Annotated in this window: 26 protein-coding genes and 1 tRNA gene; 16 read left to right on the top strand and 11 right to left on the bottom strand. The window is 65.6% G+C overall.

The genetic code is table 11. The annotated features are described in order from the left end of the window. Positions 1 to 59 precede the first annotated feature (59 nt). The 3 genes from E3O18_RS02925 to E3O18_RS02915 are packed head-to-tail and all read left to right on the top strand — an operon-like array spanning position 60 to position 3,042. Entirely contained in the window at positions 60 to 1,133 is a 1,074-nt protein-coding gene (locus tag E3O18_RS02925; protein ID WP_134394214.1) for a 3-isopropylmalate dehydrogenase, read from the top strand. Further along, complete coding sequence (locus E3O18_RS02920; RefSeq protein WP_134394213.1) at positions 1,130 to 2,275, top strand: branched-chain amino acid aminotransferase; 1,146 nt, start codon at positions 1,130 to 1,132, stop codon at positions 2,273 to 2,275. The genes E3O18_RS02925 and E3O18_RS02920 overlap by 4 nt, the downstream gene beginning before the upstream one ends. Further along, complete coding sequence (locus E3O18_RS02915) at positions 2,272 to 3,042, top strand: fumarylacetoacetate hydrolase family protein (RefSeq protein ID WP_134394212.1); 771 nt, start codon at positions 2,272 to 2,274, stop codon at positions 3,040 to 3,042. Before E3O18_RS02920 ends, E3O18_RS02915 begins: the two co-directional genes overlap by 4 nt. Before the next feature lie 3 nt (positions 3,043 to 3,045). Here E3O18_RS02915 and E3O18_RS02910 read toward each other — a convergent pair whose 3' ends face one another. Continuing rightward, positions 3,046 to 3,663: a TetR/AcrR family transcriptional regulator gene (locus E3O18_RS02910; RefSeq protein WP_134394211.1), complete on the bottom strand. Its 618-nt coding sequence runs from the start codon at positions 3,661 to 3,663 to the stop codon at positions 3,046 to 3,048. A gap of 92 nt (positions 3,664 to 3,755) precedes the next feature. On the opposite strand from E3O18_RS02910, the gene E3O18_RS02905 reads away from it, so the two are divergent. Further along, positions 3,756 to 4,775, top strand: a complete 1,020-nt coding sequence (locus tag E3O18_RS02905) for an NADP-dependent oxidoreductase (protein WP_134394210.1) — start codon at positions 3,756 to 3,758, stop codon at positions 4,773 to 4,775. A gap of 48 nt (positions 4,776 to 4,823) precedes the next feature. Beyond that, complete coding sequence (locus E3O18_RS02900; RefSeq protein ID WP_134394209.1) at positions 4,824 to 5,531, top strand: type 1 glutamine amidotransferase domain-containing protein; 708 nt, start codon at positions 4,824 to 4,826, stop codon at positions 5,529 to 5,531. Between the two features lie 56 nt (positions 5,532 to 5,587). Here E3O18_RS02900 and E3O18_RS02895 read toward each other — a convergent pair whose 3' ends face one another. Further along, on the bottom strand, positions 5,588 to 6,688 hold the full coding sequence (locus E3O18_RS02895; RefSeq protein WP_134394208.1) for an aminotransferase class V-fold PLP-dependent enzyme: 1,101 nt from the start codon (positions 6,686 to 6,688) through the stop codon (positions 5,588 to 5,590). Between the two features lie 81 nt (positions 6,689 to 6,769). Here E3O18_RS02895 and E3O18_RS02890 point away from each other — a divergent pair, with 81 nt between their 5' ends. From E3O18_RS02890 to E3O18_RS02860, 7 genes are all read left to right on the top strand, one after another. Then, positions 6,770 to 7,774, top strand: coding sequence for a LysR family transcriptional regulator (locus tag E3O18_RS02890; RefSeq protein WP_241978101.1), 1,005 nt, complete (start codon positions 6,770 to 6,772; stop codon positions 7,772 to 7,774). Further along, the gene (gene gltX, locus E3O18_RS02885; protein WP_134394207.1) at positions 7,767 to 9,287 is read left to right on the top strand and encodes a glutamate--tRNA ligase; all 1,521 of its coding nucleotides are present in this window, start codon (positions 7,767 to 7,769) and stop codon (positions 9,285 to 9,287) included. Before E3O18_RS02890 ends, gltX begins: the two co-directional genes overlap by 8 nt. A gap of 136 nt (positions 9,288 to 9,423) precedes the next feature. Then, a tRNA-Gln gene (locus E3O18_RS02880) sits at positions 9,424 to 9,495 on the top strand. Positions 9,496 to 9,829: 334 nt separating this feature from the next. Beyond that, the gene (locus E3O18_RS02875) at positions 9,830 to 10,357 is read left to right on the top strand and encodes a hypothetical protein (protein WP_134394206.1); all 528 of its coding nucleotides are present in this window, start codon (positions 9,830 to 9,832) and stop codon (positions 10,355 to 10,357) included. A 67-nt stretch (positions 10,358 to 10,424) separates the two neighbouring features. Next, positions 10,425 to 10,685, top strand: coding sequence for an SHOCT domain-containing protein (locus E3O18_RS02870; RefSeq protein WP_134394205.1), 261 nt, complete (start codon positions 10,425 to 10,427; stop codon positions 10,683 to 10,685). Between the two features lie 92 nt (positions 10,686 to 10,777). After that, complete coding sequence (locus E3O18_RS02865) at positions 10,778 to 11,470, top strand: response regulator transcription factor (protein ID WP_134394204.1); 693 nt, start codon at positions 10,778 to 10,780, stop codon at positions 11,468 to 11,470. Further along, on the top strand, positions 11,467 to 12,585 hold the full coding sequence (locus tag E3O18_RS02860) for a HAMP domain-containing sensor histidine kinase (protein ID WP_134394203.1): 1,119 nt from the start codon (positions 11,467 to 11,469) through the stop codon (positions 12,583 to 12,585). Before E3O18_RS02865 ends, E3O18_RS02860 begins: the two co-directional genes overlap by 4 nt. Here the strand turns inward: E3O18_RS02860 and E3O18_RS02855 are convergent. After that, entirely contained in the window at positions 12,577 to 14,964 is a 2,388-nt protein-coding gene (locus E3O18_RS02855) for a heavy metal translocating P-type ATPase (RefSeq protein ID WP_134394202.1), read from the bottom strand. The two genes, E3O18_RS02860 and E3O18_RS02855, sit on opposite strands and share 9 nt — an antisense overlap. Before the next feature lie 399 nt (positions 14,965 to 15,363). On the opposite strand from E3O18_RS02855, the gene E3O18_RS02850 reads away from it, so the two are divergent. The 4 genes from E3O18_RS02850 to E3O18_RS16725 all read left to right on the top strand — a co-directional run bounded on the left by E3O18_RS02850 (position 15,364) and on the right by E3O18_RS16725 (position 17,605). After that, a complete protein-coding gene (locus E3O18_RS02850) occupies positions 15,364 to 15,591 on the top strand; it encodes an SHOCT domain-containing protein (RefSeq protein WP_347232327.1) in 228 nt (75 codons plus the stop codon). Then, complete coding sequence (locus E3O18_RS02845) at positions 15,585 to 17,084, top strand: multicopper oxidase family protein (RefSeq protein WP_347232326.1); 1,500 nt, start codon at positions 15,585 to 15,587, stop codon at positions 17,082 to 17,084. Before E3O18_RS02850 ends, E3O18_RS02845 begins: the two co-directional genes overlap by 7 nt. Positions 17,085 to 17,104: 20 nt before the next feature. Continuing rightward, positions 17,105 to 17,416: a hypothetical protein gene (locus tag E3O18_RS02840; protein WP_134394199.1), complete on the top strand. Its 312-nt coding sequence runs from the start codon at positions 17,105 to 17,107 to the stop codon at positions 17,414 to 17,416. Positions 17,417 to 17,482: 66 nt separating this feature from the next. Continuing rightward, positions 17,483 to 17,605 carry a hypothetical protein gene (locus E3O18_RS16725; RefSeq protein ID WP_255570046.1) on the top strand — a complete coding sequence of 41 codons (123 nt, stop codon included), beginning with the start codon at positions 17,483 to 17,485 and terminating at the stop codon, positions 17,603 to 17,605. 88 nt (positions 17,606 to 17,693) lie between these two features. Here E3O18_RS16725 and E3O18_RS02835 read toward each other — a convergent pair whose 3' ends face one another. The 8 genes from E3O18_RS02835 to E3O18_RS02800 all read right to left on the bottom strand — a co-directional run bounded on the left by E3O18_RS02835 (position 17,694) and on the right by E3O18_RS02800 (position 23,551). Beyond that, the gene (locus E3O18_RS02835; RefSeq protein ID WP_134394198.1) at positions 17,694 to 18,662 is read right to left on the bottom strand and encodes a M56 family metallopeptidase; all 969 of its coding nucleotides are present in this window, start codon (positions 18,660 to 18,662) and stop codon (positions 17,694 to 17,696) included. Beyond that, a complete protein-coding gene (locus tag E3O18_RS02830; protein ID WP_104171636.1) occupies positions 18,659 to 19,039 on the bottom strand; it encodes a BlaI/MecI/CopY family transcriptional regulator in 381 nt (126 codons plus the stop codon). The genes E3O18_RS02835 and E3O18_RS02830 overlap by 4 nt, the downstream gene beginning before the upstream one ends. A gap of 101 nt (positions 19,040 to 19,140) precedes the next feature. Continuing rightward, positions 19,141 to 19,779, bottom strand: a complete 639-nt coding sequence (locus tag E3O18_RS02825) for a DUF3105 domain-containing protein (RefSeq protein WP_134394197.1) — start codon at positions 19,777 to 19,779, stop codon at positions 19,141 to 19,143. 53 nt (positions 19,780 to 19,832) lie between these two features. After that, entirely contained in the window at positions 19,833 to 20,117 is a 285-nt protein-coding gene (locus E3O18_RS02820) for a thioredoxin family protein (protein ID WP_134394196.1), read from the bottom strand. After that, positions 20,117 to 20,791 carry a redoxin domain-containing protein gene (locus E3O18_RS02815; protein WP_206750810.1) on the bottom strand — a complete coding sequence of 225 codons (675 nt, stop codon included), beginning with the start codon at positions 20,789 to 20,791 and terminating at the stop codon, positions 20,117 to 20,119. Before E3O18_RS02815 ends, E3O18_RS02820 begins: the two co-directional genes overlap by 1 nt. Beyond that, positions 20,791 to 21,711 (bottom strand): cytochrome c biogenesis protein CcdA, encoded by a 921-nt coding sequence (locus E3O18_RS02810; protein ID WP_134417400.1) that lies wholly within the window; start codon positions 21,709 to 21,711, stop codon positions 20,791 to 20,793. The genes E3O18_RS02815 and E3O18_RS02810 overlap by 1 nt, the downstream gene beginning before the upstream one ends. Before the next feature lie 150 nt (positions 21,712 to 21,861). Further along, positions 21,862 to 23,076 (bottom strand): M23 family metallopeptidase, encoded by a 1,215-nt coding sequence (locus tag E3O18_RS02805; RefSeq protein ID WP_166784870.1) that lies wholly within the window; start codon positions 23,074 to 23,076, stop codon positions 21,862 to 21,864. Positions 23,077 to 23,119: 43 nt separating this feature from the next. Then, positions 23,120 to 23,551, bottom strand: coding sequence for a M23 family metallopeptidase (locus E3O18_RS02800; protein ID WP_255570045.1), 432 nt, complete (start codon positions 23,549 to 23,551; stop codon positions 23,120 to 23,122). Positions 23,552 to 23,704: the final 153 nt, after the last annotated feature.

Raw genomic sequence — 23,704 nt, 5'->3', positions numbered from 1 at the left:
ACACTCGTTGCGTCGCAGTAGGGTTTATCTACAGCCAACTTTCAGACATACGGAGTCGAATGTCCCCTCTCATCAAGCTTGCTGTCATTCCCGGCGACGGAATCGGTCCCGAGGTCGTCGCCGAAGCGGTCAAGGTTCTCGAGGCGGCCACGTCTGCCGACGACGTCACCTTCGACGCAACCTGGTTCTCCCTCGGCGCCGCACGGTTTCTGGAAACCGGCGATGTGCTGACCGATGACGACCTCGCGGCGATCGCCGGCCACGACGCCATCCTGCTCGGCGCCGTCGGCGGCGTGCCGGGGGACCCCCGTCTCGCCAACGCGAATATCGAGCGCGGCCTGCTGCTCAAGTTGCGCTTCTCGCTCGACCACTACGTGAACCTGCGCCCGAACGTTCTCTTCCCTGGCGTGCCCAGCCCGCTGGCGTCTCCGGGCACCGTCGACTTCGTCGTCGTGCGCGAGGGCACGGAGGGTCCCTACGTGGGCAACGGCGGAGCGATCCGCCAGGGCACCGCGCACGAGGTGGCCAACGAGGTCTCCGTCAACACGGCCTTCGGCGTCGAACGCGTGGTGCGCTACGCCTTCGCCCAGGCTCAGGGTCGGCCCCGCCGCCACCTCACTCTCGTGCACAAGACCAATGTGCTCGTCTTCGCCGGCAGCCTGTGGCAGCGGATCGTCACCGCCGTCGCAGCCGAATACCCCGAGGTGACCGTCGACTACCTGCACGTCGACGCGGCCACGATTTTCCTGGTTTCAAATCCGAGTAGATTTGACGTCATCGTCACGGACAACCTCTTCGGCGACATCCTCACCGATCTCGCGGCGGCAATCACCGGCGGCATCGGCCTTGCGGCCTCCGGGAACATTAACCCTGAGGGCAGGTTCCCCAGCATGTTCGAGCCGGTACACGGTTCGGCACCGGACATCGCGGGCAAACAACTGGCTGACCCCACGGCGGCCATCCTGTCGGTGGCGCTACTCCTGGAGCACTTCGGATTCACGGATGCCGCGGCCCGGGTGACTGCCGCCGTGATCGCCGACATCGTGGCCCGGGCGGCTCTCGGCACACCCCGGAGCACCAGCGCCGTGGGTGACGCCATCGTGACTCGACTGACAGACAAGGGAATCCAATGAGCCAGCCAGCGCCCCCGACGACATCCGGCACCGCCACCTTCCCGCTGAGGTTCAGCCTGACGCCGTCGACCGCGGCCCGCACGAAGATCGAGCGCGAAGAGATCCTCGTCGATCCCGGCTTCGGCAAGAAGTTCACGGACCACATGGTCGCCATCGACTGGACCCTCGACGCGGGCTGGCACAACGCCCGGGTCATGCCCTACGGTCCGCTGCACCTCGACCCGGCCTCCTCGGTGCTGCACTACGGCCAGGAGATTTTCGAGGGGCTGAAGGCCTACCGTCACGCCGACGGGTCGATCTGGACCTTCCGCCCGGAGAAGAATGCCGAGCGCCTGCGGCGCTCCGCACGCCGCCTGGCACTGCCGGAACTCTCCGAGGTCGACTTCATCGAATCGATCAGGCAGCTCGTGGCCGTAGACGGCGACTGGGTGCCCTCCGCTGCGGAGACCAGCCTTTATTTGCGCCCGTTCATGATCGCCAACGAGAGCTTCCTCGGCGTGCGGGCCGCGCACCAGGTCGGTTACTACGTGATCGCCAGCCCGGCCGGCGCCTACTTCGCCGACGGTGTGGCCCCGATCAAGATCTGGCTCTCGACCGAGTACTCCCGCGCCGGCCGCGGCGGCACCGGCGCGGCCAAATGCGGCGGCAACTACGCCGCCAGCCTGCTGCCTCAGATGCAGGCTTATGACAACGGCTGTGCCCAGGTGCTCTTTCTCGACGGGGAGACCAGCAGCCGCATCGACGAACTCGGCGGCATGAACGTGTTCTTCGTTCATGGCACCGACACGCTCGTCACCCCGCGCTTGACCGGCGCGATCCTCGAGGGCGTCACCCGCGACAGCATCATCCAGCTCGCCCGGGACCGAGGCCTGACCGTGGAGGAGCGCGACGTGACCCTCGGTGAATGGCAGGACGGTGTCGCATCCGGTGCCATCACCGAGGTGTTCGCCTGCGGCACGGCCGCCGTCGTTACCCCGATCTCGCAGCTCAAGGGCCCGAACCTCTCCATCGGCGACCCGGATGGCCCGGCCGGCCAGATCACGATGGCGCTCCGCCAGGAGCTGACCGACATTCAGTACGGCCGCCTGCCCGACCGCCACGGCTGGCTCACCCGGCTCGACGCCCCGGTGCGACCCGCGTGAAAATCGCACGGTTCAGTCACGAGGGACTCATCTCGTTCGGCATCGTCGACGACGACGACATCGTCGTTTTAAAGGGTGACCCGATGTTCGCGGGCTATGACCCGTCCGGGGAGCGCGTGGCCCTGCGCGACGTGAAACTGCTCGCCCCGGTGATCCCGCGGTCGAAGATCGTGGGCATGGCGTGGTCCTACTTCGCCGACCCGGCCGAGCAGTCTGCCGCGGCCGGCTCGCCCGGTGAGCCCAGGTTTTTCCTCAAGCCGAACACCTGCGTCGTCGGCCCCGGCGACCCGATCACCGTGCCGGCGTCCTCGGACGACGTGCACGTCGAGGGGGAGCTCGCGATCGTGATCGGCAAGATCACCCGCAACGTGTCCGTCGACGTCGCCGAGGACTCCATCTGGGGCTACACGGTAGCGAACGATGTCACCGCCCGAGATCTGCAGGAGCGCGACGGCGACCTCACGCGGGCCAAAAGTTTCGACTCGTTCTGCCCGCTCGGACCGGTCATCGACACCGAATACGATTGGACCACGCTGACCATCGAGTCCCGCATCAACGGCGAGGTCTTCCAGAAGGGCAATGCGACGCTGCTCAAGCACACCGTTGCGGAGATGATCTCCTTCGTCTCCAGCGTGTTCACCCTGCTGCCGGGCGACGTCATTCTGACGGGCGCCCCCGACCGGTCCGCCTCCGTCGTGCACGGTGACGCCGTGCAGGTCGAGATCGCCGGCATCGGCGTGCTGGCGAACCCGGTTCGGCGCGCCTGATCGTCAGGCGTCGGTCGCGGCGTGCACGGGAAACCAGGACCGGATTTGCTCCGTCGCTGTGTCCAGCAGCGCCACCGATTCGGTCGCGTTGACCCGGGCGAGCAGCATGGCGCTCATGCCGAGCGAAGCCAGGGTGCGGGCGCGGTCCGGCGCGCGGTCCGGCGCGCTTCCTCCGGCGGCGGTCCCGGCCGCCCGGAGGGCGTCCTGGAGGGTGTCCGTCAGCTCGGACCGGTAGCCCTCCACGACCTGGCGGGCCGGGTCGTCGTGCCCGGCGAGGCCTGCGGCGCAGTTCACGAGCAGGCAGCCGCGGCGCGGGGAGTCCTCCGGCAGGGCGGAGACCGCCGACCTGAGTTCGCTGAAATAGGCCAGCAGCGAGGCCCGGCCGATCCCCGGCCCGGTCAGGGTCCGCAATCTCGGGCGGATGACGGAGGCCTGGTAGTCCTCGACGGCGGCGTCGAACAGACCACGCTTGCTGCCGAAGGCGTGGTAGAGGCTGGATCGACGGAGACCGGTCGCTTCTTCGAGGTCGGCGAGCGACGTAGCCTCGAAGCCCTTGTCCCAGAACAGGTCCCTGGCCGTCTGGACGACGGCTATGCGCTCGAAACTCTGCAGCCGCCCCATGGTGTTTCCTCCGTTTTCGCTGTGAGTGGTTTTGTGTATCGTTCAGTACACAATATATTAAACCATCCGTTACAAAAAGCAGAGGAGCCGCCATGGCCTCGTCCAGCACCAGCACCCAGATCCAGCTTGTCGCCCGCCCCACCGGCTGGCCAACGGATGCCGACTTCGGCGCCATCCGCATCGACCTGCCCGAGCTGACCCCCGGTCAGGTTCGCGTGGCCAACGAGTTCGTCTCGGTCGACCCCTACATGCGCGGCCGGATGAACGACGCCAAATCCTACTCCGCCCCCTACGCCCTCAACGAGACGATGACGGGCGGGGCCGTCGGCCGCGTCGTCGCATCCGCCTCTGACGAGGTTGCCGTCGGCGACGTGGTCGTGCACCAGTTCGGCTGGCGCGACCTGGTTCAGGAGGAAGCCGCCGGCTTCCGCGTCGTCCCGGAAATCCCCGGCGTGCCTCTCTCCGCCTACCTCGGCGTGCTGGGCATGACCGCACTCACCGCCTACGTGGGCCTGCTCGAGGTGGCCCAGCTCACGGACGGCGACACCGTTTTCGTTTCCGGCGCGGCCGGGGCCGTAGGCAGCATGGTCGGCCAGATCGCCCGCCTCAAGGGCGCGAACCGCGTGATCGGTTCCGCCGGGTCGGCCGAGAAGGTTGCTGTGCTGACCGAGAAGTACGGCTTCGACGACGCCTTCAATTACAAGGACGGCGACATCGCCAAGCAGCTCGCCGCCGCGGCTCCGGACGGCATCGACGTCTACTTCGACAACGTCGGTGGCGAGCACCTCGAGGCTGCCCTGGCCAGCTTCAACGACGGCGGACGCGCCGCCCTCTGTGGCGCGATCTCCGTCTACAACAACACCGAGGCGACCGGCGGCCCGCGCAACCTGGCGAACATGATCGGTCGCGGGCTGACCCTGAAGGGCTTCATCGTGGGCAACTACATGCAGCATTTCCCCGCGTTCTCCGCCGACATGGCCGGCTGGCTCGCCGCGGGCGACGTCGTCTTCGACGAGACCGTGGTCGACGGGATCGACCACGCGGTCGACGCCTTCCTCGGCCTCATGCGCGGCGAGAACATCGGCAAGATGGTCGTCCGCACGAACGTCTGACTTTCCCGACAGCATCCATTTCACACGATCACACACTCTGGAGAACCCATGAATTCCGTACTTTTTGTCGTCAGCGCCGCTGATCACTGGACCCTCAACGACGGCAGCCTGCACCCCACCGGCTATTGGGCCGAAGAGCTCGCCGAACCGCACCGCCTGTTCACCGAGGCCGGCTGGCAGATCACCATCGCGACGCCCGGTGGCGTCGCCCCCACCATCGACGCGGGAAGCCTGGCACCCCAGGCGGCCGGCGGGGAAGACCGGGCCGCGGCCATCGTCGCCTACCTCGACACCATCGGCAGTGAACTCGACGAGCCGCGCTCGATCAGTGACATCACGGTCGCCGACTACGACGTGGTCTTCTACCCCGGCGGCCACGCCCCGATGGAGGACCTGGCCGTCGACGCCGACTCCGGACGCATCATGACCGAAGCCCTCGACTCCGGAACGATTCTCGGCGTACTCTGCCACGCCCCGGCCGCCATGCTCGCCGCCCAGCGAGCCGACGGCAGCTGGCCCTTCACCGGCTACCGCATGACCGGCTTCACCGATGAGGAGGAGACTCTCGGCGGCCTCGCCCCCAAGGCGCCGTGGCTCGTGCAGAGCCGCCTGGTCGCGCTGGGCGCCGACTTCGTCGCCGGCGCAGCCTGGGCCGAGCACCTGGAGATCGACCGCAACCTGTACACCGGCCAGAATCCGGCTTCCTCCGCTGCTCTCGCCGGCGCGATCATCACCGCCGTCACCGCACAGAAGTAGTCGAGTCGCTGCGAGACCCTGTGGCCGAGCGGCCCCTCGCGCCCGTCGAGACCTGGCTACGAACGCAGGGCGCGCAGGGCGTCGGCGACGTCGTCCTCGTCATTCCACAGGTGGAAGGCGACGCGGGCCCGCCCGGCCCTGCCCGACGCGGTGAGACCTGCCCGGGTGAGGCGGTCAAGGTCGGTGCGGTCGGCATCCGGCCAGGTCACGATCGACTGCCCGGCCGGGGCGAGCCCGAGCCCGGTGCAGAGCGCGTCGCCCAGCGCCACCGCGTGGTCGCGCACCGTCGACAGGTCGAGCCGCCCGAAGAGCTCCAGTGCGGGTTCGGCGCCCACCCAGGCGTTCCAGGCCGGGGAGACGTCAAAGCGGCGCGCATCAGCCGCGAGGTCCATGTCCGGTCCGTAACAGGAGGCCCACGGGTCCCGGCCGGCATACCAGCCCGACTGCACCGGGTGCAGCCGGGCGGCCAGCCGCTCGGCCACGGTCAGGAAGGCCACGCCGCGCGGGGCGCAGAGCCACTTGTAGCTGTGGCAGATAGAGGCGTCGAACACGGATGCGTCCACCGGCATCCACCCGACGGCCTGCGTCGTGTCGCAGAGGGTGAAGCACCCGTGAGCAAGGGCGGCGGCCACGATCCCCGCGGTATCGGCGACGGCACCGGTGGCGGACTGCACGAGCGAGAACGCCACAAGCCAGGTGTCGGCGGTGATCCCGACGGCCAGCTCGGCCAGAGGCAGGTGCCGCACGGTGACCCCGCGGTGCGCCTGGCTAAGGAACGGGAACACCATCGAGCTGAAATCGCCGTCGACGCAGAGCACCTCGGCCCCGTCGGGCACGCCCGCGGCGAGCAGGCCGGCCAGCACGGATGCCTGAGACCCGATCGCGACCCGGCTCACCGGAACAGCGACGAGTCTGGCATACGCGTGCCGGACCCGTTCGACCACGGCGGCGTACCCCGCCGCCGACGCGGTGCCCAGCGCCCAGGCGTCGGCGTCCACGCGCAGGGCCGCTTCCGTTTCCCGGGTCGGCAGCCCGAGCGTGCAGGCCGCCAGATAGCCGCGGCCGCCCCGGAACCGCTCGCGCGCCTCGCGTACGCCGATGCGGTCCGCCACCGTCGAAAGCGGCGAACGGGACGCGGAAGATTCGCTCTGGTTCATCCCTCCAGCATGCGACCGGCCTATTCATTCGACAACAGCCAGTAGCTGAGGCAATCCATAAGCATCAGTTATGATCACTTCGTGCCCGCCCTCGTCCAGCCCGAACTCGACTCCACCATGCTGCGCGTCGTGGGCGCGCTCGCCGACTGCGGCTCAATCACGGCGGCCGCGGCGGCGCTCGGCGACAGCCAGCCCGCCGTGAGCCAGCAGCTCAGACGGCTCGAGCAGCGCATCGGGATGGCCGTGATCGAACGCATCGGCCGCGGGGTGCGGCTCACCGAGACCGGCCGGCTGCTCGCCCGGCACGCCACCATCGTGAGCGGGGCCCTGGACGCCGCCGCGGGGGAATTGTCCGAGCTGCGCGGCCTGCGCGCGGGCCGGGTGCGACTGGCGGCGTTCCCGTCCGCCTCGGCGACCATTGTGCCGCGCCTGCTCGCTGACCTGCAGCGCCGTCATCCGGGAATCAGCGTCACCTACCTTGAGGCCGAGCCGCCCGAAGCCGTGGCTCTGGTGCGCCAGAACCAGGCCGATCTGGCGATCACGTTCAGCTACCCCGGCGACCGGGTCGACCCTCACCGGGACAGCGCCGAAGGCCTCGTCGTGACCCGGCTCCGCCGGGACGAGATGATGCTCGTGCTGCCGGCCGGACACGCCCTGGCCAGAAACGGCGTAGTCGACCTCGGCGACCTCGCCGAGGAGAATTGGATCGGCGGATGTCCTCGGTGCCGCGGCCACCTGCTGGAGCTTTGCGGTCACAACGGTTTCACGCCCCGCATCTCCTACGAGACCGACAACGCGGCCGCCGTGCTCGGCCTCGTGGCGGCCGGCATCGGGGTGGCGATGCTGCCCGCGCTCGCCCTCGACTCCGTCGGCGCGCAGCCCCTCGTCGCCATCCGGCCCACCCGCGGCCGCGACCACCGCACCCTGCACACGGTCACGGTCACCGGGGCCGCGGGCGTGGCGGCCATTGCCGTCACCCTGCGCCGGCTCGCCGCACTGGCCGGACCGGAGGCGGCACCCGCGGCGCCACCCGTATCCCCACCCGCGCCTCACCCGGAGGCAACTAGAATCGGGGGTGATGTCTGAGACAATTGCGCACCCGTTTTCCACTGCCACCGGCACCGACGTTCGCGTTCGGTTCTGCCCCTCACCGACCGGAACGCCGCACGTCGGCCTGATCCGCACGGCGCTCTTCAACTGGGCTTACGCCCGGCACACCGGCGGCACGTTCATCTTCCGGATCGAGGACACCGATCCGGCCCGCGATACCGAGGAGAGCTTCGTGCAGCTCCTCGACGCGCTGCACTGGCTGCGCCTGGACTGGGACGAGGGCGTCGAGGTCGGCGGACCGCACGCTCCCTACCGCCAGTCCGAGCGCTACGACATCTACCGTGACGTGATCGAGCAGCTCACGGCGTCCGGTCACATCTACGAGAGCTTCGCCACCGGCGAGGAGATCGAGGTGCGAAACGTCGCCCTCGGCCGCGACCCCAAGGCCGGATACGACAACTTCGAGCGCGACCTCAGCGATGAGAAGAAGGCGGCCTTCCGTGCCGAGGGTCGCTCGCCGGCGCTCCGCCTCAAGGTGCCCGACACAGACATCTCCTTCGACGACCTGGTTCGCGGCGAGATCACCTTCCCGGCCGGCTCGTTCAGCGACTTCGTCGTCGTGCGGCCCAACGGGCATCCGTTGTACCCGTTCGTGAACCCGGTCGACGACGCCATGATGGGCGTCACCCACGTGCTGCGCGGCGAAGATCTGCTTTCCTCCACGCCGCGCCAGATCGCGCTGTACCACGCGCTGATCGACATCGGACTGGCCACGTTCGTGCCGCGTTTCGGGCACATGCCGTACGTCATGGGCGAGGGCAACAAGAAGCTCTCCAAGCGCGACCCCGAGTCCAACCTGTTCCACCACCGCGCTCGCGGCTTCGTTCCCGAGGGACTGGTCAACTACCTGTCGCTGCTCGGCTGGTCCCTCTCCAGCGACCGCGACGTGTTCACGATCAAGGAGATGATCGCCGCGTTCGACGTCGTCAACGTGCTGCCGAACCCGGCCCGCTTCGACCTCAAGAAGGCCGAGTCGCTCAACGGCGACCACATCCGGCTGCTCGACCCGGCCGATTTCGCCGCCCGAGTCATCCCGTACCTGGTGGCCGCCGGCGACGTGATCGAACCACTCAGCGAGGTGCAGCAGGCTATTCTCGAGGCCGCCGCACCGCTCGTGCAGGAACGCATCGCCCTGCTCGGCGAGGCACCCGGCATGCTCGGTTTCCTGTTCATCGGCGGCGACTCGCTGGCCTACCAGCCGGATGCCCTCGCCTCGCTCCCGCAGAACACGCGCGAGATCCTCGCCACGTCCACGGCAGCGCTGCTCGACATTCCCGAAGCGGAATGGACGCACGACCGGGTGCACACCACCCTGACCGAGACGCTGATCGACGGGCTCGCGCTCAAGCCGCGCGTGGCCTTCGGCCCCCTGCGGGTCGCGGTCTCCGGCCGGCGCATCTCGCCGCCGCTGTTCGAGTCGATGGAGATCCTGGGCAAGGCGGAGTCCGTGCTGCGTCTTGCACGTCTGGCTGCCACCACTCTCGAGTGACTGGCCTCGCGGGGCCGGGCCCTTCGGGGTCTGCCCCGGCAATCGGCTCGAGCCGGCGACGATTTCGGCTCTGGGTTTGTCCCGGCCCTCTGAGTGGGTTAGAGTTACGAGTCGGTCCGTTCTGAGGAACAGACATTGGGGTATGGTGTAATTGGCAACACGACTGATTCTGGTTCAGTTGTTCTTGGTTCGAGTCCAGGTACCCCAGCAGTAGCAGGCGCAGGATTCCGCGGCGATATCACCCATCGCCCATCCTTCCCTCGCGGCCCGAAACGGCCCTGGTGGCCAGAACCAATACCACAAGCGCCATGCGGGGCTGCAGCGGCGTTTTGCTGCCCGGGTTGATTCGCTCTCGTCACGACGCAACCGAGCTGACCCTCGTCGCATAACGACCGTCGGCGTGCGCTGTGCGGATCGGCATGATCCTGGCCAGCGCGTTTCATCAAACCTTCACATGCACAGGGGCTGGAGCTTCATGCGCGGTCAGCATGCTGGTGTGTAGACATCAACTTGGTGGCTGAACGTGAAAGGTGTTGAGGCTGATGAAACTCAATCGGAAGAACATGACCGCTGGTATTGCGGGACTCGGGCTCGTCGGAGCGCTTGCCACGGGCGGTGTTGCCGCGGCGCAGGCCTCTACCGGTGGTGGGGCGATTTCCCAGCCACCATCGACGACCTCGTCGTCAGTTGGCGACCACCGGTCAGGCCACATGGCCGGCATGGCATTCGGGCAGAGTTCGCCCATGGTCGCGGTCGCGAGCTACCTCGGCTTGAGTCAGACGGAGTTGCACGACCGGCTGCAGTCGGGTGGGTCCCTCGCGGATGTCGCTGAAGCCCAGGGCAAATCGGTTTCTGGACTCAAAGACGCAATGGTCTCGCAGCAGAGGACCACTTTCGACTCCAACAGCACTCTGTCATCTGATGACAGGGAGGCAGCCGTAGAACAGATGAAGAGCCGCATTGACCTGATGCTGAATGCGACCCACACCCCAGGTGAGGGGATGGGCATGGGTTCGGGCGTCGGTATGCACTCGGGCGCAGGGAATGGTGACGACCTGACCGTCTCCTGAACAGGCAGACCGGTCCAGGGGCTGCCTGAATGTCCATAAATAAACACAAATTGAAGGAGCAGAAGAAATGATGTGGGGAAACGGATACAACATGACGTGGGGATGGCCGGTCGGGCTGCTCATGCTCATCGCAGTCATCCTCCTTGTTGTTTGGGTTGTGCGGGCTTTTGCTGGCGGAACTGAACGCGGTGGGTTCCGCGGGACTACTCCGCTGAGCCGCGGACAAGGCGAGCGCAGTCAAGCGCGTCAAATACTCGATGATCGATTCGCGAAGGGCGAATTGAATGAAACGGAATACCGAGAACGGTTGCAGGTACTCGAGAGCTAAGGCCTGGGGTGGTCCTCCCTCGCCGAGTCCCCGGGGCGCAGTGCAGAGACCGTGCCGCCGGACGGCGATAATCAGAAGAAAAGGGGTGAGCGATGCAGAAGGTCCTGGTTGTCGACGACGAGGCGCAGATCAGGACGGTCCTGCGTGGCTACCTGGAAGCGGAAGGTTATAACGTAGCGGAGGCGGCGGACGGCGCCGAGGCACTTGCGGCACTCCGCACGGAGCCACCCGCACTCGTACTGCTGGATGTGATGCTGCCGGGGATCGACGGGCTGGAGGTTCTCCGGCAGTTGCGAGGCTTCAGCGACGCGTACGTGATCCTCGTCACGGCCAGGGCGGAGGAGGTCGACAAGCTCGTGGGGCTCGGTGTGGGTGCGGATGACTACGTGACCAAGCCCTTCAGCCCGCGCGAGGTGACGGCTCGAGTGAAGGCAATGCTCCGTCGTGACAATCGGGGTGAGCGGACCGACGGAGACGCCCTGCTTCGCTTCGATGGATTGTCCATCAAACCCGCCCACCGAGAGGTTGTGGCGAATGGAGTCTCCGTGGGGTTGTCGAGCCTGGAGTTTGACCTTCTCACCGCACTCGCCACCGAGCCCGGGCGGGTGTTTTCCCGGGCACAACTGCTGGAAAAAGTCTGGGGCTACGATTTCTACGGCGACGAACGGGTCGTCGATGTCCACATCCGCAGTTTGCGCGCGCGACTCGGCGACGATGCCGGCGATCCACACCTGATCGCCACGGTGCGGGGCGTGGGCTACAAGTTTGTGGCCGGGTCCAGATGAAGATGCGTCTCTCGCTGCGCCTGTTCATCTCCTATGCCGCTATTGCCGTGGTCGGCGGCGTGGTGGCCTATCTGACGATCTCGCTGCTTGCTCCTCGATTGTTCGAAGACCGGCTGGGAATGATGATGGACAGTGAGGGCACCGGAATGTCGATGGGGGTTATGGACGCGACCAGCGTGCGCTCCGCTTTCCTATCCGCGCTCACGACCTCGCTGATCGTCGGGGTACTGGCCAGCGTCATCGCCGCAGGTTTCGTCGCCGCGGCAGTCACGGGGCGCCTACTTCGCCCCCTCAACGCTGTGCGGGCCGCGACCAAGCTGATCGCTGCCGGAAAATACGGAGGCAGGGTCCCCGTCCCGTCCGAGCCGGAACTCGCAGCGCTGGCCAGCGACGTCAATACGCTGGCCCAGGCCCTGGCCGATACCGAGTCCCGGCGAACCCGGCTGCTCGGGGAGGTTGCGCATGAAATGCGAACCCCACTGACCGTTCTGGACGGCTACGTCGAGGGGCTGATCGATGGCGTGTTCACCGCCAGCCCCGACACATTTGCCTCCCTCAGCGAGGAACTGCGCCGCCTGCACCGCCTCTCCGATGACCTGTCCAGCCTGTCGCGGGCTCAAGAACAGCGGCTCGACCTGCATCCAGTCGATGCCGACCTGGCCGATCTTGCGCGCCGCACGGCCAACCGGCTCGCTCCGCAATTCGAAGATTCGGGCGTGACGTTGACACTCAACGTCGACACGCCGCTACCCGTGCACGTGGACCCGGACCGGATCACCCAGGTTCTGACCAACCTTTTCGGCAACGCCCTGCTCGCCACCCCGGCGGGCGGTGAGGTCACGATCACGACGCACGGCGCCGACGGCCGGGGTGAGGTCGTCGTGATCGACACGGGAGTGGGCTTGGCTGAGGAAGACACAGACCGTGTCTTCGAGCGGTTCTACCGGGTGCCCGGACAGACCCGCCGCTCCGGCGGATCGGGAATCGGTCTCACGATCGCCCGCGAGATAGCGCGTGCACACGGCGGGGACGTGACGGCCTCGTCGGCAGGGACAGGGCAGGGAGCCAGATTCGCGGTCGTGATACCCCTGCGCGCCGCAGCCAGATCAGGCTGAAACTCCGACGTCATTCCCTGTTCCATCAGCCAATGTGGTGGCCGTTGTGCTCTCGGGCTGTCGCGGGAGGCGCAGCCGCTTGAGCAGCAGCGCGTTGACCGCGACGATGACGCTGGAACCGGACATGGAGATGGCGGCGATTTCCGGACTGAGCCGGATACCGAACGTCGGAAAGAAAACGCCGGCGGCAATGGGGAGCGCGATCGCGTTGTAGCCGACCGCCCAGCCAAGGTTTTGGCGCATTTTACGCACGGTGCCTTTCCCGATGCGCAGGGCGATGGGGACGTCGAGGGGGTCGGACCGCATCAGGACCACGTCCGCCGTATCGATGGCGACATCCGTCCCTGCCCCGATGGCGATGCCCAGGTCCGCCTGTGCCAAGGCCGGAGCGTCGTTGACTCCGTCGCCGACCATCGCGACTCGCTTGCCGGATGCCTGCAGCTCCTTGATTTTCGCGGCCTTGTCTTCCGGGAGCACCTCGGCGATCACAACATCGATGTGGAGCATGGAGGCGATCCGCTGCGCGGTCGCCTCATTATCGCCGGTGAGCATGACCACCTCAATGCCCGCTTCGTGAAGAGCGACGACGGCGGCCGCCGCGGTCTCCCGTACTGCGTCGGCCAGGGCGATGACCCCAACGGCCTTCCCGTCAACGGCAACGAGGACCGCCGTCCGTCCGGTCGCGGCCAGCGTCTGACGCTGCGCGGACACCGGATCAATATCGATGCCCTGGGCAACCATGAGTTTGCGGTTGCCGACGAACACCTGGCGTCCTGCGACTGTGGCGCCGGCACCATGTCCCGGAACATTGCGGAACGCAGATGCGTCCAACGCTTGTGCGCCGCGTCTGACGGCGTAACCGACGACGGCTGCGGCGAGCGGATGCTCAGACTCCCGTTCCACGGCAGCGACAAGGGCCAGCAACTCGAGCTCATCCATCCCAACAGCAATGAAATCCGTCACCTCTGGTTCGCCCTTGGTCAGGGTTCCCGTCTTGTCCAGCACGACCGTGTCAATGCGAGCCGAAGTCTCCAACGCGGTCGCGGTCTTGAAGAGCACTCCGCGTTTGGCGCCCAGACCGGTGCCCACCATGATGGCGGTCGGTGTCGCGAGGCCCAACGCATCCGGGCAGGTGATGACGACAACGGTGATCGCAAAGAGGATCGCGGTAGGAAGGCTCGCCCCGGCCAAGAGCCACGCACCCAGGGTGACGCTGCCGCCAATGAGTGCCACGAGCACAAGCCAGAACGCCGCACGGTCCGCCAGGCGTTGCCCGGGGGCCTTGGAATTCTGCGCTTCCTGAACCAGGGCCACGATCTGCGCAAGCGCGGTATCGGCGCCGACCTTGGTCGCGCGCACGCGCAAGGTTCCCGTCGTGTTCACGGTTGCGCCGATCACGGTCGATCCGCTGCTCTTGGCGACGGGAAGGCTCTCCCCGGTAACCATGGATTCGTCGATGTCGGACTCACCGTCCTCCACAATTCCGTCGGTTGGAATCTTCCCACCGGGCCGCACCAGGAGCAGGTCGCCCGGGACAACCTCCGCGGTCGGAACCTCAACCGGATCCCCGTCCCGAATGACGAATGCCATCGACGGTGCCAACTCCAGAAGCGTACGGATGGCATCGTTTGCGCCGCCCCTGGCCCGCATTTCAAACCAGTGGCCCAGGAGGACGAAGCTGGTCAGAACGGTCGCAGCCTCGTAGAAAACTTCCCCACCACCGGTAAGGGTGACAGACAGGCTATAGAGCCAGCCCGCTCCAACACCGACGGCGACCAGAACCATCATGTCCAGGGTTCGGGCCCGCAGCGCCCGGAAGGCCCCATCGAAAAAGATCCAAGCCGAATAGAAAATGACCGGCAGAGACAGGATCAACGCCACAACGTCATCCCGCAGCCCGAAGGGGGCAGGAACTGCGAAACCGAAAACGTCCCGGCCGATCGGCGACCACAGAGTGATCGGAACCGACAGGATCGCCGCCACCACGAACCGGTTGCGCATATCCCGGATCATGCCGGCCATGGACATGTCGCCGTGCGCGCCGCCATGCCCCATGGTCTCCTGCATGGTTCGAGGCGGTTGCCCGGTCTTCATCTCATGTTCGGTGTGGTCGGTGACGGATGACGCCATCGGATCGCAGATGTGACCCGGCACGGAGCGTCCAGCGCAGTGGTAACCGCATTCCCGGACCCATGCCGCCAGATCAGTGACGGAGGTCTGCCTGGGATCGAAGGTCACGCTCGCGGTTTGCGCTACTGGATTCGCATCAACGCTCAACACGCCGGGGCGGCGGGCGAGTACCGACTCGACGATTGCTCGCGAGGACGCCCATTGAACGCCCTGCACTTCGAGGACGGTAGTTTCGGCTTCCTGAGTCATGTGAATCTTCCAATCTGAAAAATCGGCCTCACAGCGACAATCTCCGTGGCGGATACTCTCAACCTATACCCATGGGGGGTACGCGACCGGGGCGATCCACCTCGTTGGTGGGCGGCTGTCGTCGGGCCTCTGGGGCACTAATCAGCCAACGCTACTAGGGTGGATAGTATTCCGGAATGCTTCTACCGGCTCACGGCTTGCTTGTCGATCGTTGCTCGCCGTGACGGTTTGAGGCGCACTGAACGACTACCCCTTCCGGGAGGATGTACCGCCTGAAAACGGGGAGTGGTGCACGCCGTCTATTGTCCAAAATACCCCAAGGGGTATGCTTGTGGCAGAATCTATTCTCGGAATTTGAGTCGAAGGAGTCGGATCGTGATGTGGGGCTATGGAGGAAGTATGGGGCTGTACTGGCTCTTCGGGCTGCTGGCAGTTGTCGGTATCTCGTTGCTGGTCGTGCTCATGGTTCGGCTGTTTTCTGGCGATCGTAGTGTCGGGCCAAAACAGGGGGGAGAGGTTGGGCCTGGCCGCGCGCGCCAGATACTGGATGAACGTTTCGCCAGGGGTGAGCTGACCGCGGAGCAGTACCGCGAACAGCGCGCAGTCCTGGGCGAGGATAAGTGGTGAAGCCTCTCAGCCGTCGAAGCGCGCTCACGCTCGGTGGCCTCGGGCTGGCGAGCACGGTTGCCGGGGGAGCGGGACTTCTCTGGAGCCAACAGACGGCATCGCCTTCGGGCACCGACTCAGGCTTTGGGGCACCCTCCGGTGATCCACTGGTTCAGCCGCCCGAGCTGCGTAGCGCCGATGGCCGCCTCAAGGTCCGCCTGAATGCTGCACCGGGGGACGTGAAGATTTCCGGCCGCGACGCCACCGTGCTGAGCTATAACGGGGGCGTGCCGGGGCCTACCCTACGTGTTCAGGCGGGCGACACGCTCAGTGTGAGCCTGCACAACGGGCTCAACGATCCGAGCAACCTGCACGTGCACGGATTGCATGTTTCTCCGTCGGACAACGGCGACAACATGTTCGTGACCGTTGAGGCCGGAGACTCATTCGACTACGAATATCAGTTGCCGGCTGATCACCCGCCAGGAGTGTATTGGTATCACCCGCACCACCACGGGTTCGTCGCCGATCAGGTCTTCGGCGGCCTTTACGGGGCCATCATTGTCGCGGACCCCACGCCCATCAGGGCTGCGCGAGAGCGTGTGCTCGTCATCTCAGACATCACACTGGACAGCCTGGGCCGCATCCCTCCCGTGAGGCCGATGGAACAGATGGCGGGACGGGAAGGACAACTCGTCCTGGTCAATGGGCAGGTGAATCCGGTAATGACCGCCCGTCCGGGGGAACGCGAACGTTGGCGCATCGTCAACGCCTGTGTGTCCCGGTACCTGCGGCTGCGTCTCGACGGGCAGGAGCTACAACTTCTCGGCATCGACTCGGGACGGTTCCAGACCCCCGGCGACGTCGATGAGATAGTGCTGTTACCCGGCAACCGAGCGGACCTCCTGGTTACCGCTGTCGAAGGGATATCCATCTTCCAGACCCTGCCCTACGACCGCGGCGGCACGAACGGAATGATGGGCGGCGGCGCTGGACCCAGCGGGCAGGAGGCTCAGAGCAACCCTCGCGGCTTTTCGGTGGCGACACTAACGGTGTCCGGTGATGCGGCGACCGCCCTGACCGCAGTCCCCGAGCAGGCCGTGCCCTCAGATCTTCGTTCGCGGCCCGTGACGGCGCGTCGCGAGCTGACGTTCGGGATGGGAATGGACGGGATGAGGGGCGGCTCGATGATGAGTTTCACCATTAATGGAGAGGCGTTCGATGCGGACAGAACTGACACCACGGTTCAGGCCGACAGCATCGAAGAATGGACCCTGACAAATACCACCCAGATGGACCACCCCCTGCACCTGCACGTGTGGCCGATGCAGCTCGTTGAGGAAAATGGCAGGGCGGTCGAGTCTGTGGTTCGGCAAGATGTTGTCAATGTTCCGGCAGGAGCACGAGTGAAGGTCCGCATCGCCTTCGACGACTTCGCCGGACGGACTGTTTATCACTGCCACATCCTCGATCACGAGGACAACGGGATGATGGGCGTCATTGAAGCAAAGTAAAAACAAAGAAGGAGGCGCTCATGCGCTCACGAATCTGGATCATCTCCCTGGCCGCTGGTGCGTTGCTTGCAGCAGGCACCATCGCTCCGGCCTACGCGGCCGAGGGCAGCAGCCCCCCGGCCCCGGCGGGTCAGGCCGAGGATAGCGCCCGCGGACACATGGCCGCGATGCACAGAGCACCCGGCCTGGTGAAGATGCACGAACAGATGATGGCCGGGATGTCCGACACGGCTGACATGACGGCCGGTGCAGCCAGCCTGGCGAGAATGCACGAGCAGATGATGGCCCATCACCCGGCTGGCGACGCTTCGTCGCAGGCTGGCACTAAATAGAGGCGTCACGGTGAGTACGGCTCTCTACGGTCTGGCCCTGTTGGCGTGCCCTGTGGCTATGGCTTGATGATGTGGTTCATGATGCGAGGGAAGAAGACAGCTGATGCGCCGAAGTCGCTGTCGGCGGCCGATGACATGGAGTTGACCACACTGCGCGCCGAGGTGGACACGCTGCATCTGCCGAATTGAGGTTTTTTCCTGCCTCAACACGTGTTCGATGGCCGTCAGTGCGGTTGCAGTGTGAGATCCGGGCTTCCGGGGGAATGCGCAGCGTCGATCACATGATCAAGGATTGCTTGTCCTCCGGGCACGGGTCCATTGTTCCCGCAGCGGATGCGGGGGCGATGGCGAGGAACAAAGGAAATGCGATCAACAATCCCATAGCCAAAGCAGCGACGGTGGTCTTCCCGGCGCCGAGGGGCCGAACCGGTGAAATGAGTCTCCTCACTCGGCTGGGTGCTGACTCTCCCCCCGCGCCGAGGGCTGCCGCGGGGGTCAGACCGTGTTCAGCGAGGCGCACCAGGGCGGTGGCCACTGTGGTCCGGTCGCTGTGTCTGGCCGCACTGTCATCGGCCAGCATCTCGACGAGCCGGCCGAGTTCTCTGCGTGCGGTTCGAAACGCTGTGACGCGGGGGAACGCATGCTGCAGCGCGTCGGATGCCGCGAGGATGAGGTGGTGGCGTCCGCGCAGGTGCGCCCTTTCGTGGGCCAGAACGGCGAGGAGCTGATTGTGATTCAACGCCGACAGGGCGGCGCTGGTCAAGACGACCTGGTGAATCCTGCCTGGTAGGCAGTACGCGGCTGCGGACGGATGGTCGACGACGAGAGCGTCGTATCGGAGGTGGGGTCGCGCAATGAGGGCCAGGGCGTCCAGTTGCACTTTCCTGTTACGGGCTGCGATTGCCCGGTCCGCGGCCAGGCAATAGGCGACCCGGACGAGGATGGCACTTGTGGTGGCAGCGCCGGTGGCGCTGACCACGGCACCGCCCGGCGTGGAGTATTGCGCGAGGAGGGCCATCGCGCAGGTTCGGATCCAGTCGGCGAGGTTGATGGTCCAGGGAATCGCGGGGATGGCCAGGCTGGAGCCGGCAAGCAGCACCGCCAAAACAATTGAGGCGCTCAACGTTTGCCAAGCAGCGATCCCGACCCGGGGAGACCGCTCGAGCCACGAAATCCGGCGCAAGAGGGCCGGCCCCAGGACGGCCAGAGTCACGGCGAGGACCATCAAAACGGCTGGAGCAATCATGGCGCGGTGCTTGTGCGACCCTGGAGGTGCTCGTCAAGGGCAAGACGGAGGCTGGCGACTTCCTCTGGCGGAATATGGTCGAGAAAGTGCAAAAGTGTCACCGAAGTGTCAGCTCCTCCGGCAAGGACTTCCCCCATGAATGCGGCAGTGTGCTGCTCACGCGTCTGCGCAGGTCGGTAAAGGTACGCACGGCCGTCCTTCTCCCGGGTCAGCAAGCCTTTGCGGCGCAGGTTGTCCATAACTGTCATTACCGTTGTGTAGGCGAGTGTGCGCTCGCGTTGGAGATCCTCCAGCACCTCGCGAACGGCGACCGGGCGCCCCCAGGACCAGATGCGATCCATGACGTGCTGTTCCAGCGTGCCGAGTGGGCGCACCATGGGTTGCTCCCTTCAACGCTCTAATAGAAACGAGAACCCCTAATCGACTACCTTCCATAGTAACGTACGGTCCCTGCTGCGCTCGCGGGTTCCTGTGCCGATCAGCCCTGGACGCCACCAGAGCAGGGTGCGCCGGGTTCGGGTGCCTGTGGGCCCTGTAGGTAGGTCTGCAGGAACAACTGCAGGCGGGGGTCATCCACGCTATCCAGTTGCAGTTGTTTTCCCCAGGCGCTGGCGATAATCGGGGCGGGGAGGTCGGGATACGGGCTCAAGAGTTCGTATGGGTTCGACTCGGCATCAGCCGTCAGAGTGTCAATCTGCTCTTGCGGCAGATCGGATCGGTAGGTGACCCACACCGCGCCATGCTCGAGCGAGTGCACGGCCCGCCAGGTGTCTACCGGCTTCGTATACACGCCACAGTTTGTCAGCTCGGCGGAATGTTCCCCGCCGACGGGGGGAAGCGTTGGAAACGCAATCTCGTTGACCACGTGGTCGCGGCTCAATCCATCAGAACTCTCCACGCCGCTGATTGGCTTGTCTGCTGCCGAACTGGCTGCGTCCTGGTCTTTCTGGTTGAGAATGAAGATGGAGACAACGGTCGCCACGAGGGTGATTGCGACGACGGTGCCCAAGCCGAAGATCCAGAAGCTCCGACGCCGCTCGCCCCGCTTCAGCTCCGCTCGTGCGGCCGCGACGATCGCCTGCCGATGTGCTCTGTCCTCTGTGTTCGGGTGTTCCATTTGGACGGTCCTCTCTATTTTTGTTCTGCATTGTGATGTACGGCAACGCCCTGTCAGCTGCCGTTCGAGCCCGGCCGCCCCTGGGCGGCTACGTCGGAGCGGGACAGGTGGTGCCGCAGCTTCTTCTCCGATAGCCGCCCGTAGCTGAACATGACGTCGTCGATCAGGATTCCGGGGGCAAAGATGATGCCGTTCCGAGCGGCCAGAGCCCGGCCTGCATCGGTGTCCAAGCCGATCGTCTCGACCTGAAAGGAATAGTCCGCGGCGAGTCGGGACAGTACCAGCTTGGCTTGATCGCAGGCGTGGCACGAGGGTTGCGTCAGTACGGTGATTCGCATCAGGCGTCGGTCCGGAGAACCTGCATCTGGGTGAGAATCTCGTCTACCGGCACGTACATGGTGAAATTCGGCGGGCCGCCGTAGTCGGCGCGCCACTCAATTTCCCCCGTCGGCCCAACCAGGATGAAGCTGTGCCCGTTGCGGGATTCACCCATCATTCCGTACTTGTTGGTCTGGTAAGTCAGGGAGACATCCAGGCGGGTATCGGCCAAAGCGACCGCCGTCAGCTTGTCGTCGGCCATTTTTTGGGCGATCAGGTCCACCGGTCCGCTGGTGATGGTGAGGAGCTGATCGACGCCGGCAGACTGCAGTTTGGTCTGGGCGGCCTCCAGATCGCGGATTTGGTCCCAGCACGGCTGGCACCCGATTCCCTCATGGAAAAAGAGCAGAACGGACTCGCCACGGTAGTCGCTGAGATTGACCGTCCCCCCGGCCGTGGAAGCGAGAGAAAAATCTGGGGCTTCCGCGCCCGGGCCGGGAGCACCCACGGCGTAGCTGACCGAGGCGGTGTCTTCCACAGCCGTGGGGGTCCCGTTCCACGTGCTGTCCATGGCCACCAGGATGGCTGCCGCAACCGCCATGATGCCCACGACCATCGTTGCCCGGCGCAACCCAGTGCTCCTGGCACGTGATTGCAGGCGTGTGCCCGGACGGCGATTCTCTCGTGATGCCATTACTGTGACTCCTCTGTCCGGGTGCGCGTATGCGCCTGGTCGGGTCGGTTGCCGGAGGCGGTCGGCGTGGCTGCGTGCTTTCGGCTGCGCAGCGCCGTCCAGACCACAGCGCCGAGAGCGGCGAAGACGGCGAGCGTCGAGACCCACCCTGGAATGAAGGCCAGGAACTGCTGGATGACGGCGGCCCAGTGCCCCAGTGCTGCGGCGAGTTCAACCTGCCACCCGTCCGGTGCCATGCCCGGTCCCTGCACTGCGAGGACGACGGTGAGCACGCCCATGGCGATCATCAGCGCGCTTGAGAGCACTGTTCCCACGGGTAGCCGCCACCGGGCTCCGGGTCCGATCGGAATGGTCGTGGACGCGAGCAGGCGACTGGATCCCCAGTTTTTTCTGTCCCACACCAACGCCAAGGCGCACAGGGGTGCGATCATCCCGAATACGTAGGCGACGCCCACTGCGGCGGCGGCCGGGAAAGACGAAGCGGCACCGGAGAGCGCCGCCACTCCGGCGAGGACTGGGGCGCAGCACGCGCTGGCGGCACCGGAGAACACTCCGAGTCCGTACACCGAGCCGATGCTGGTTCCGCCGCCGCGTCCGGAGGGCATCGGTAGCATCATTTTCCAGCCCCCCAGGGTGGCAGCGCCCACTGCCACCATCGCGAGCCCGACGACACTGAAAATTCCAAAATGGTACTGGAATAGGATGCGGCTGAGGAAGGCAGCACCTAAAGCGATGGGGAGGATGATGGTGCCGACTCCGGCGGCGAACACCAGTGTCATGCCGAGGATCTGGCTCCGGCTGCGGAAGCTGGAAGCGAAGAACGCCGGCAACATGACGGAGGCGCAACATGGGGCCAGGAGGGCCACGACACCGCCGAGAAACGCTGCCAGAATCGTTGTCGAGAGCAAGACCTGCCCCATGAACGAGCTCCAATCAGTACGAGTTGGTAGCATCCCCAACTACTATTTGCCATAGTAATTCAGCGTGGCTGAGCGTTCACCCTGCGGCCGACGACGGCTCCTGAGCTCGGCGGATACTGCCCTGCGTTGCTTTGCAACGCCGGCCGGGGGCTAGCCAAGGGTGATTCCTCTCGCGCTCATGAAGGGTGCCGGGTCAATGCGCGCTCCGTCAACCCGAGTTTCGAAATGCGAATGGCACCCGCTGGACGCCCCGGTCGTGCCGACGAGCGCGATCGTCTCGCCGGCGGCCACGCTCTGCCCATTGCCGACAAGGATCTGGCTGTTGTGGGCATAGCCGGTCTGCACACCGTTGCCGTGATCGAGGAGAACCCAGTTGCCGTAACTGCCGAGATAACCGGAGTAGATGACGGTGCCGCCGGTGGCCGCCGAAACCGCCTGCCCGCACCCGGCAGCGATGTCGGTGCCGTAGTGAAAGGCTCCGATACCGTCAACGGGTTTGGAGGGGCGTGGGCCGAAGGAGTCGCTGATCCATCCAGACACAGGGAGCGCCCATCCCTGGCCGCTGAGCTGACCGGAGTCGCGGTCCGCGCTCCGAGCGTTACTGCCGGTGCTGGGGGCAGCGGTTGCAGCGGTGGCCGCCGCGGCCGCGGCCGCTCGTCGTGCTTCCTCGCCCGTGGCAAAGTCAGCTTCTGTTGCCGCACGATTTTCGGTCAGGACCGCTAGCTGTGCCTGGAGGGTGCCCGAGTTCTGTTCGTGTTCGGCGAGCTTGGTCTCCAAGGCGGTGCTGGCGATAGTGGCATCGGTCAGAGCCGTCTCCGCTTTCTTGGCCAACGCGCCAAGCTCCTTCTGTGCAACATTTGCCTGATCGGTCAGGGAGGTCGCGGAGTTACGGTCTGCTGCTGCCTGGTCATAGATCGTGCTTGAACGCTCGGTGAGCTTGCTCATGGCGCCGAGCTGGTAGAGCAGCGCGTCTGCGTTTTCTCCTTCAAGGAAAATGTTTATCGAGATGTCGGAGGCACCCGCACGCGCCAGCAAGGCCGCCAATCGGCCGGCCTGTTGCTGCGAAATATTGGCGAGCTGGGTCGCTTCATCGGCCTGGCCCTGGAGCGTCGTGGCACGGTAGGTGGCCTCGTCGAATGCGCCTTGAGCGTGCTCGTATTCAGCGCCACGGCGCGTGGCCCGGTCACGGGCCGCAGCCACCTCGGTCGTCAGCCCGGCGATGAGGTTTTTGAGCACTGTGATTTGAGTTTGCTTCGCCGTCTCGTTTGAACGAGAGGTCTCAACGTCTGGCCATGACGGGTATTCGGCTGCCGCCGCACGCGGCGCGACACCGATGATGGCGAGGAGGGAAAGAGTGGCCACCATCGTTCCAGCCCACTTCAGGAGAAGCGGGTGCCGAGGACGTGATTCAGTTTGCGTCATCGGGGCGAACTCTCTCTGTGAGCCAGGCGAATGGGTCCGTCGGCTTTGAACCGCCGAGGAGGATCTCGAAATGAAGGTGTGGACCGGTGCTCTGCCCGGTGCTGCCGACGTTGCCGACGAGCTGGCCGACGAGTACGGGTTGCCCGATTTCGAGAGCCAGGGTGCCTTCCGACATATGGGCGTAAAGGCTTCTGACCAGGCGGCCGTCGATCATGTGCTCGATGATGGCGTACACGCCGAGGCCGCTGTCGTCGGTTGCCGAGACGTCCTTCACGATGCCGTCCGCGATTGCCTGGATGGGAGTGTTCACTCCGGGATTCATGTCCAGGCCCTTGTGGAAGCTTGAGCAGCCGTCGCAGGGGGCGGTACACGTGGACCGAAGTCGGTCGTGATGGGGACCCCGACTGTGAACGGCCACTGGACCGGCGAAGTCACGTCATTGACAATGGTGCTCGCCGTTTGGGCGTAGGCGCCCGGCGAGGACGGCTTCTGCACTCGGCCCACGGTGAATCCGTCGCGCAGGATGGTGACGGCGTCCGCTGCGTTGACTGGCAAATTTTGCGGTGCGTCA

This window comes from Cryobacterium sp. TMT2-42-4, assembly GCF_004402645.1.
In the GTDB taxonomy this organism is placed as follows: domain Bacteria; phylum Actinomycetota; class Actinomycetes; order Actinomycetales; family Microbacteriaceae; genus Cryobacterium; species Cryobacterium sandaracinum.
This window is presented reverse-complemented; position numbering and strand designations above follow the sequence as displayed.

Excerpts from the sequence above, each read along its gene's own strand:
- E3O18_RS02815 (WP_206750810.1), bottom strand. The coding sequence starts at position 20,791 with ATGGCATCACGAGAGAATCGCCGTCCGGGCACACGCCTGCAATCACGT.
- E3O18_RS02860 (WP_134394203.1), top strand. The coding sequence starts at position 11,467 with ATGAAGATGCGTCTCTCGCTGCGCCTGTTCATCTCCTATGCCGCTATT.
- E3O18_RS02810 (WP_134417400.1), bottom strand. The coding sequence starts at position 21,711 with ATGGGGCAGGTCTTGCTCTCGACAACGATTCTGGCAGCGTTTCTCGGC.
- E3O18_RS02875 (WP_134394206.1), top strand. The coding sequence starts at position 9,830 with ATGAAACTCAATCGGAAGAACATGACCGCTGGTATTGCGGGACTCGGG.
- E3O18_RS02825 (WP_134394197.1), bottom strand. The coding sequence starts at position 19,779 with ATGGAACACCCGAACACAGAGGACAGAGCACATCGGCAGGCGATCGTC.
- E3O18_RS02820 (WP_134394196.1), bottom strand. The coding sequence starts at position 20,117 with ATGCGAATCACCGTACTGACGCAACCCTCGTGCCACGCCTGCGATCAA.
- E3O18_RS02870 (WP_134394205.1), top strand. The coding sequence starts at position 10,425 with ATGATGTGGGGAAACGGATACAACATGACGTGGGGATGGCCGGTCGGG.
- E3O18_RS02900 (WP_134394209.1), top strand. The coding sequence starts at position 4,824 with ATGAATTCCGTACTTTTTGTCGTCAGCGCCGCTGATCACTGGACCCTC.
- E3O18_RS02840 (WP_134394199.1), top strand. The coding sequence starts at position 17,105 with ATGCGCTCACGAATCTGGATCATCTCCCTGGCCGCTGGTGCGTTGCTT.
- E3O18_RS02830 (WP_104171636.1), bottom strand. The coding sequence starts at position 19,039 with ATGGTGCGCCCACTCGGCACGCTGGAACAGCACGTCATGGATCGCATC.
- gltX (WP_134394207.1), top strand. The coding sequence starts at position 7,767 with ATGTCTGAGACAATTGCGCACCCGTTTTCCACTGCCACCGGCACCGAC.
- E3O18_RS02865 (WP_134394204.1), top strand. The coding sequence starts at position 10,778 with ATGCAGAAGGTCCTGGTTGTCGACGACGAGGCGCAGATCAGGACGGTC.
- E3O18_RS02895 (WP_134394208.1), bottom strand. The coding sequence starts at position 6,688 with ATGAACCAGAGCGAATCTTCCGCGTCCCGTTCGCCGCTTTCGACGGTG.
- E3O18_RS02835 (WP_134394198.1), bottom strand. The coding sequence starts at position 18,662 with ATGATTGCTCCAGCCGTTTTGATGGTCCTCGCCGTGACTCTGGCCGTC.
- E3O18_RS02925 (WP_134394214.1), top strand. The coding sequence starts at position 60 with ATGTCCCCTCTCATCAAGCTTGCTGTCATTCCCGGCGACGGAATCGGT.
- E3O18_RS02910 (WP_134394211.1), bottom strand. The coding sequence starts at position 3,663 with ATGGGGCGGCTGCAGAGTTTCGAGCGCATAGCCGTCGTCCAGACGGCC.
- E3O18_RS02850 (WP_347232327.1), top strand. The coding sequence starts at position 15,364 with ATGGGGCTGTACTGGCTCTTCGGGCTGCTGGCAGTTGTCGGTATCTCG.
- E3O18_RS02805 (WP_166784870.1), bottom strand. The coding sequence starts at position 23,076 with ATGGTGGCCACTCTTTCCCTCCTCGCCATCATCGGTGTCGCGCCGCGT.
- E3O18_RS02905 (WP_134394210.1), top strand. The coding sequence starts at position 3,756 with ATGGCCTCGTCCAGCACCAGCACCCAGATCCAGCTTGTCGCCCGCCCC.
- E3O18_RS16725 (WP_255570046.1), top strand. The coding sequence starts at position 17,483 with ATGATGTGGTTCATGATGCGAGGGAAGAAGACAGCTGATGCGCCGAAG.
- E3O18_RS02855 (WP_134394202.1), bottom strand. The coding sequence starts at position 14,964 with ATGACTCAGGAAGCCGAAACTACCGTCCTCGAAGTGCAGGGCGTTCAA.
- E3O18_RS02920 (WP_134394213.1), top strand. The coding sequence starts at position 1,130 with ATGAGCCAGCCAGCGCCCCCGACGACATCCGGCACCGCCACCTTCCCG.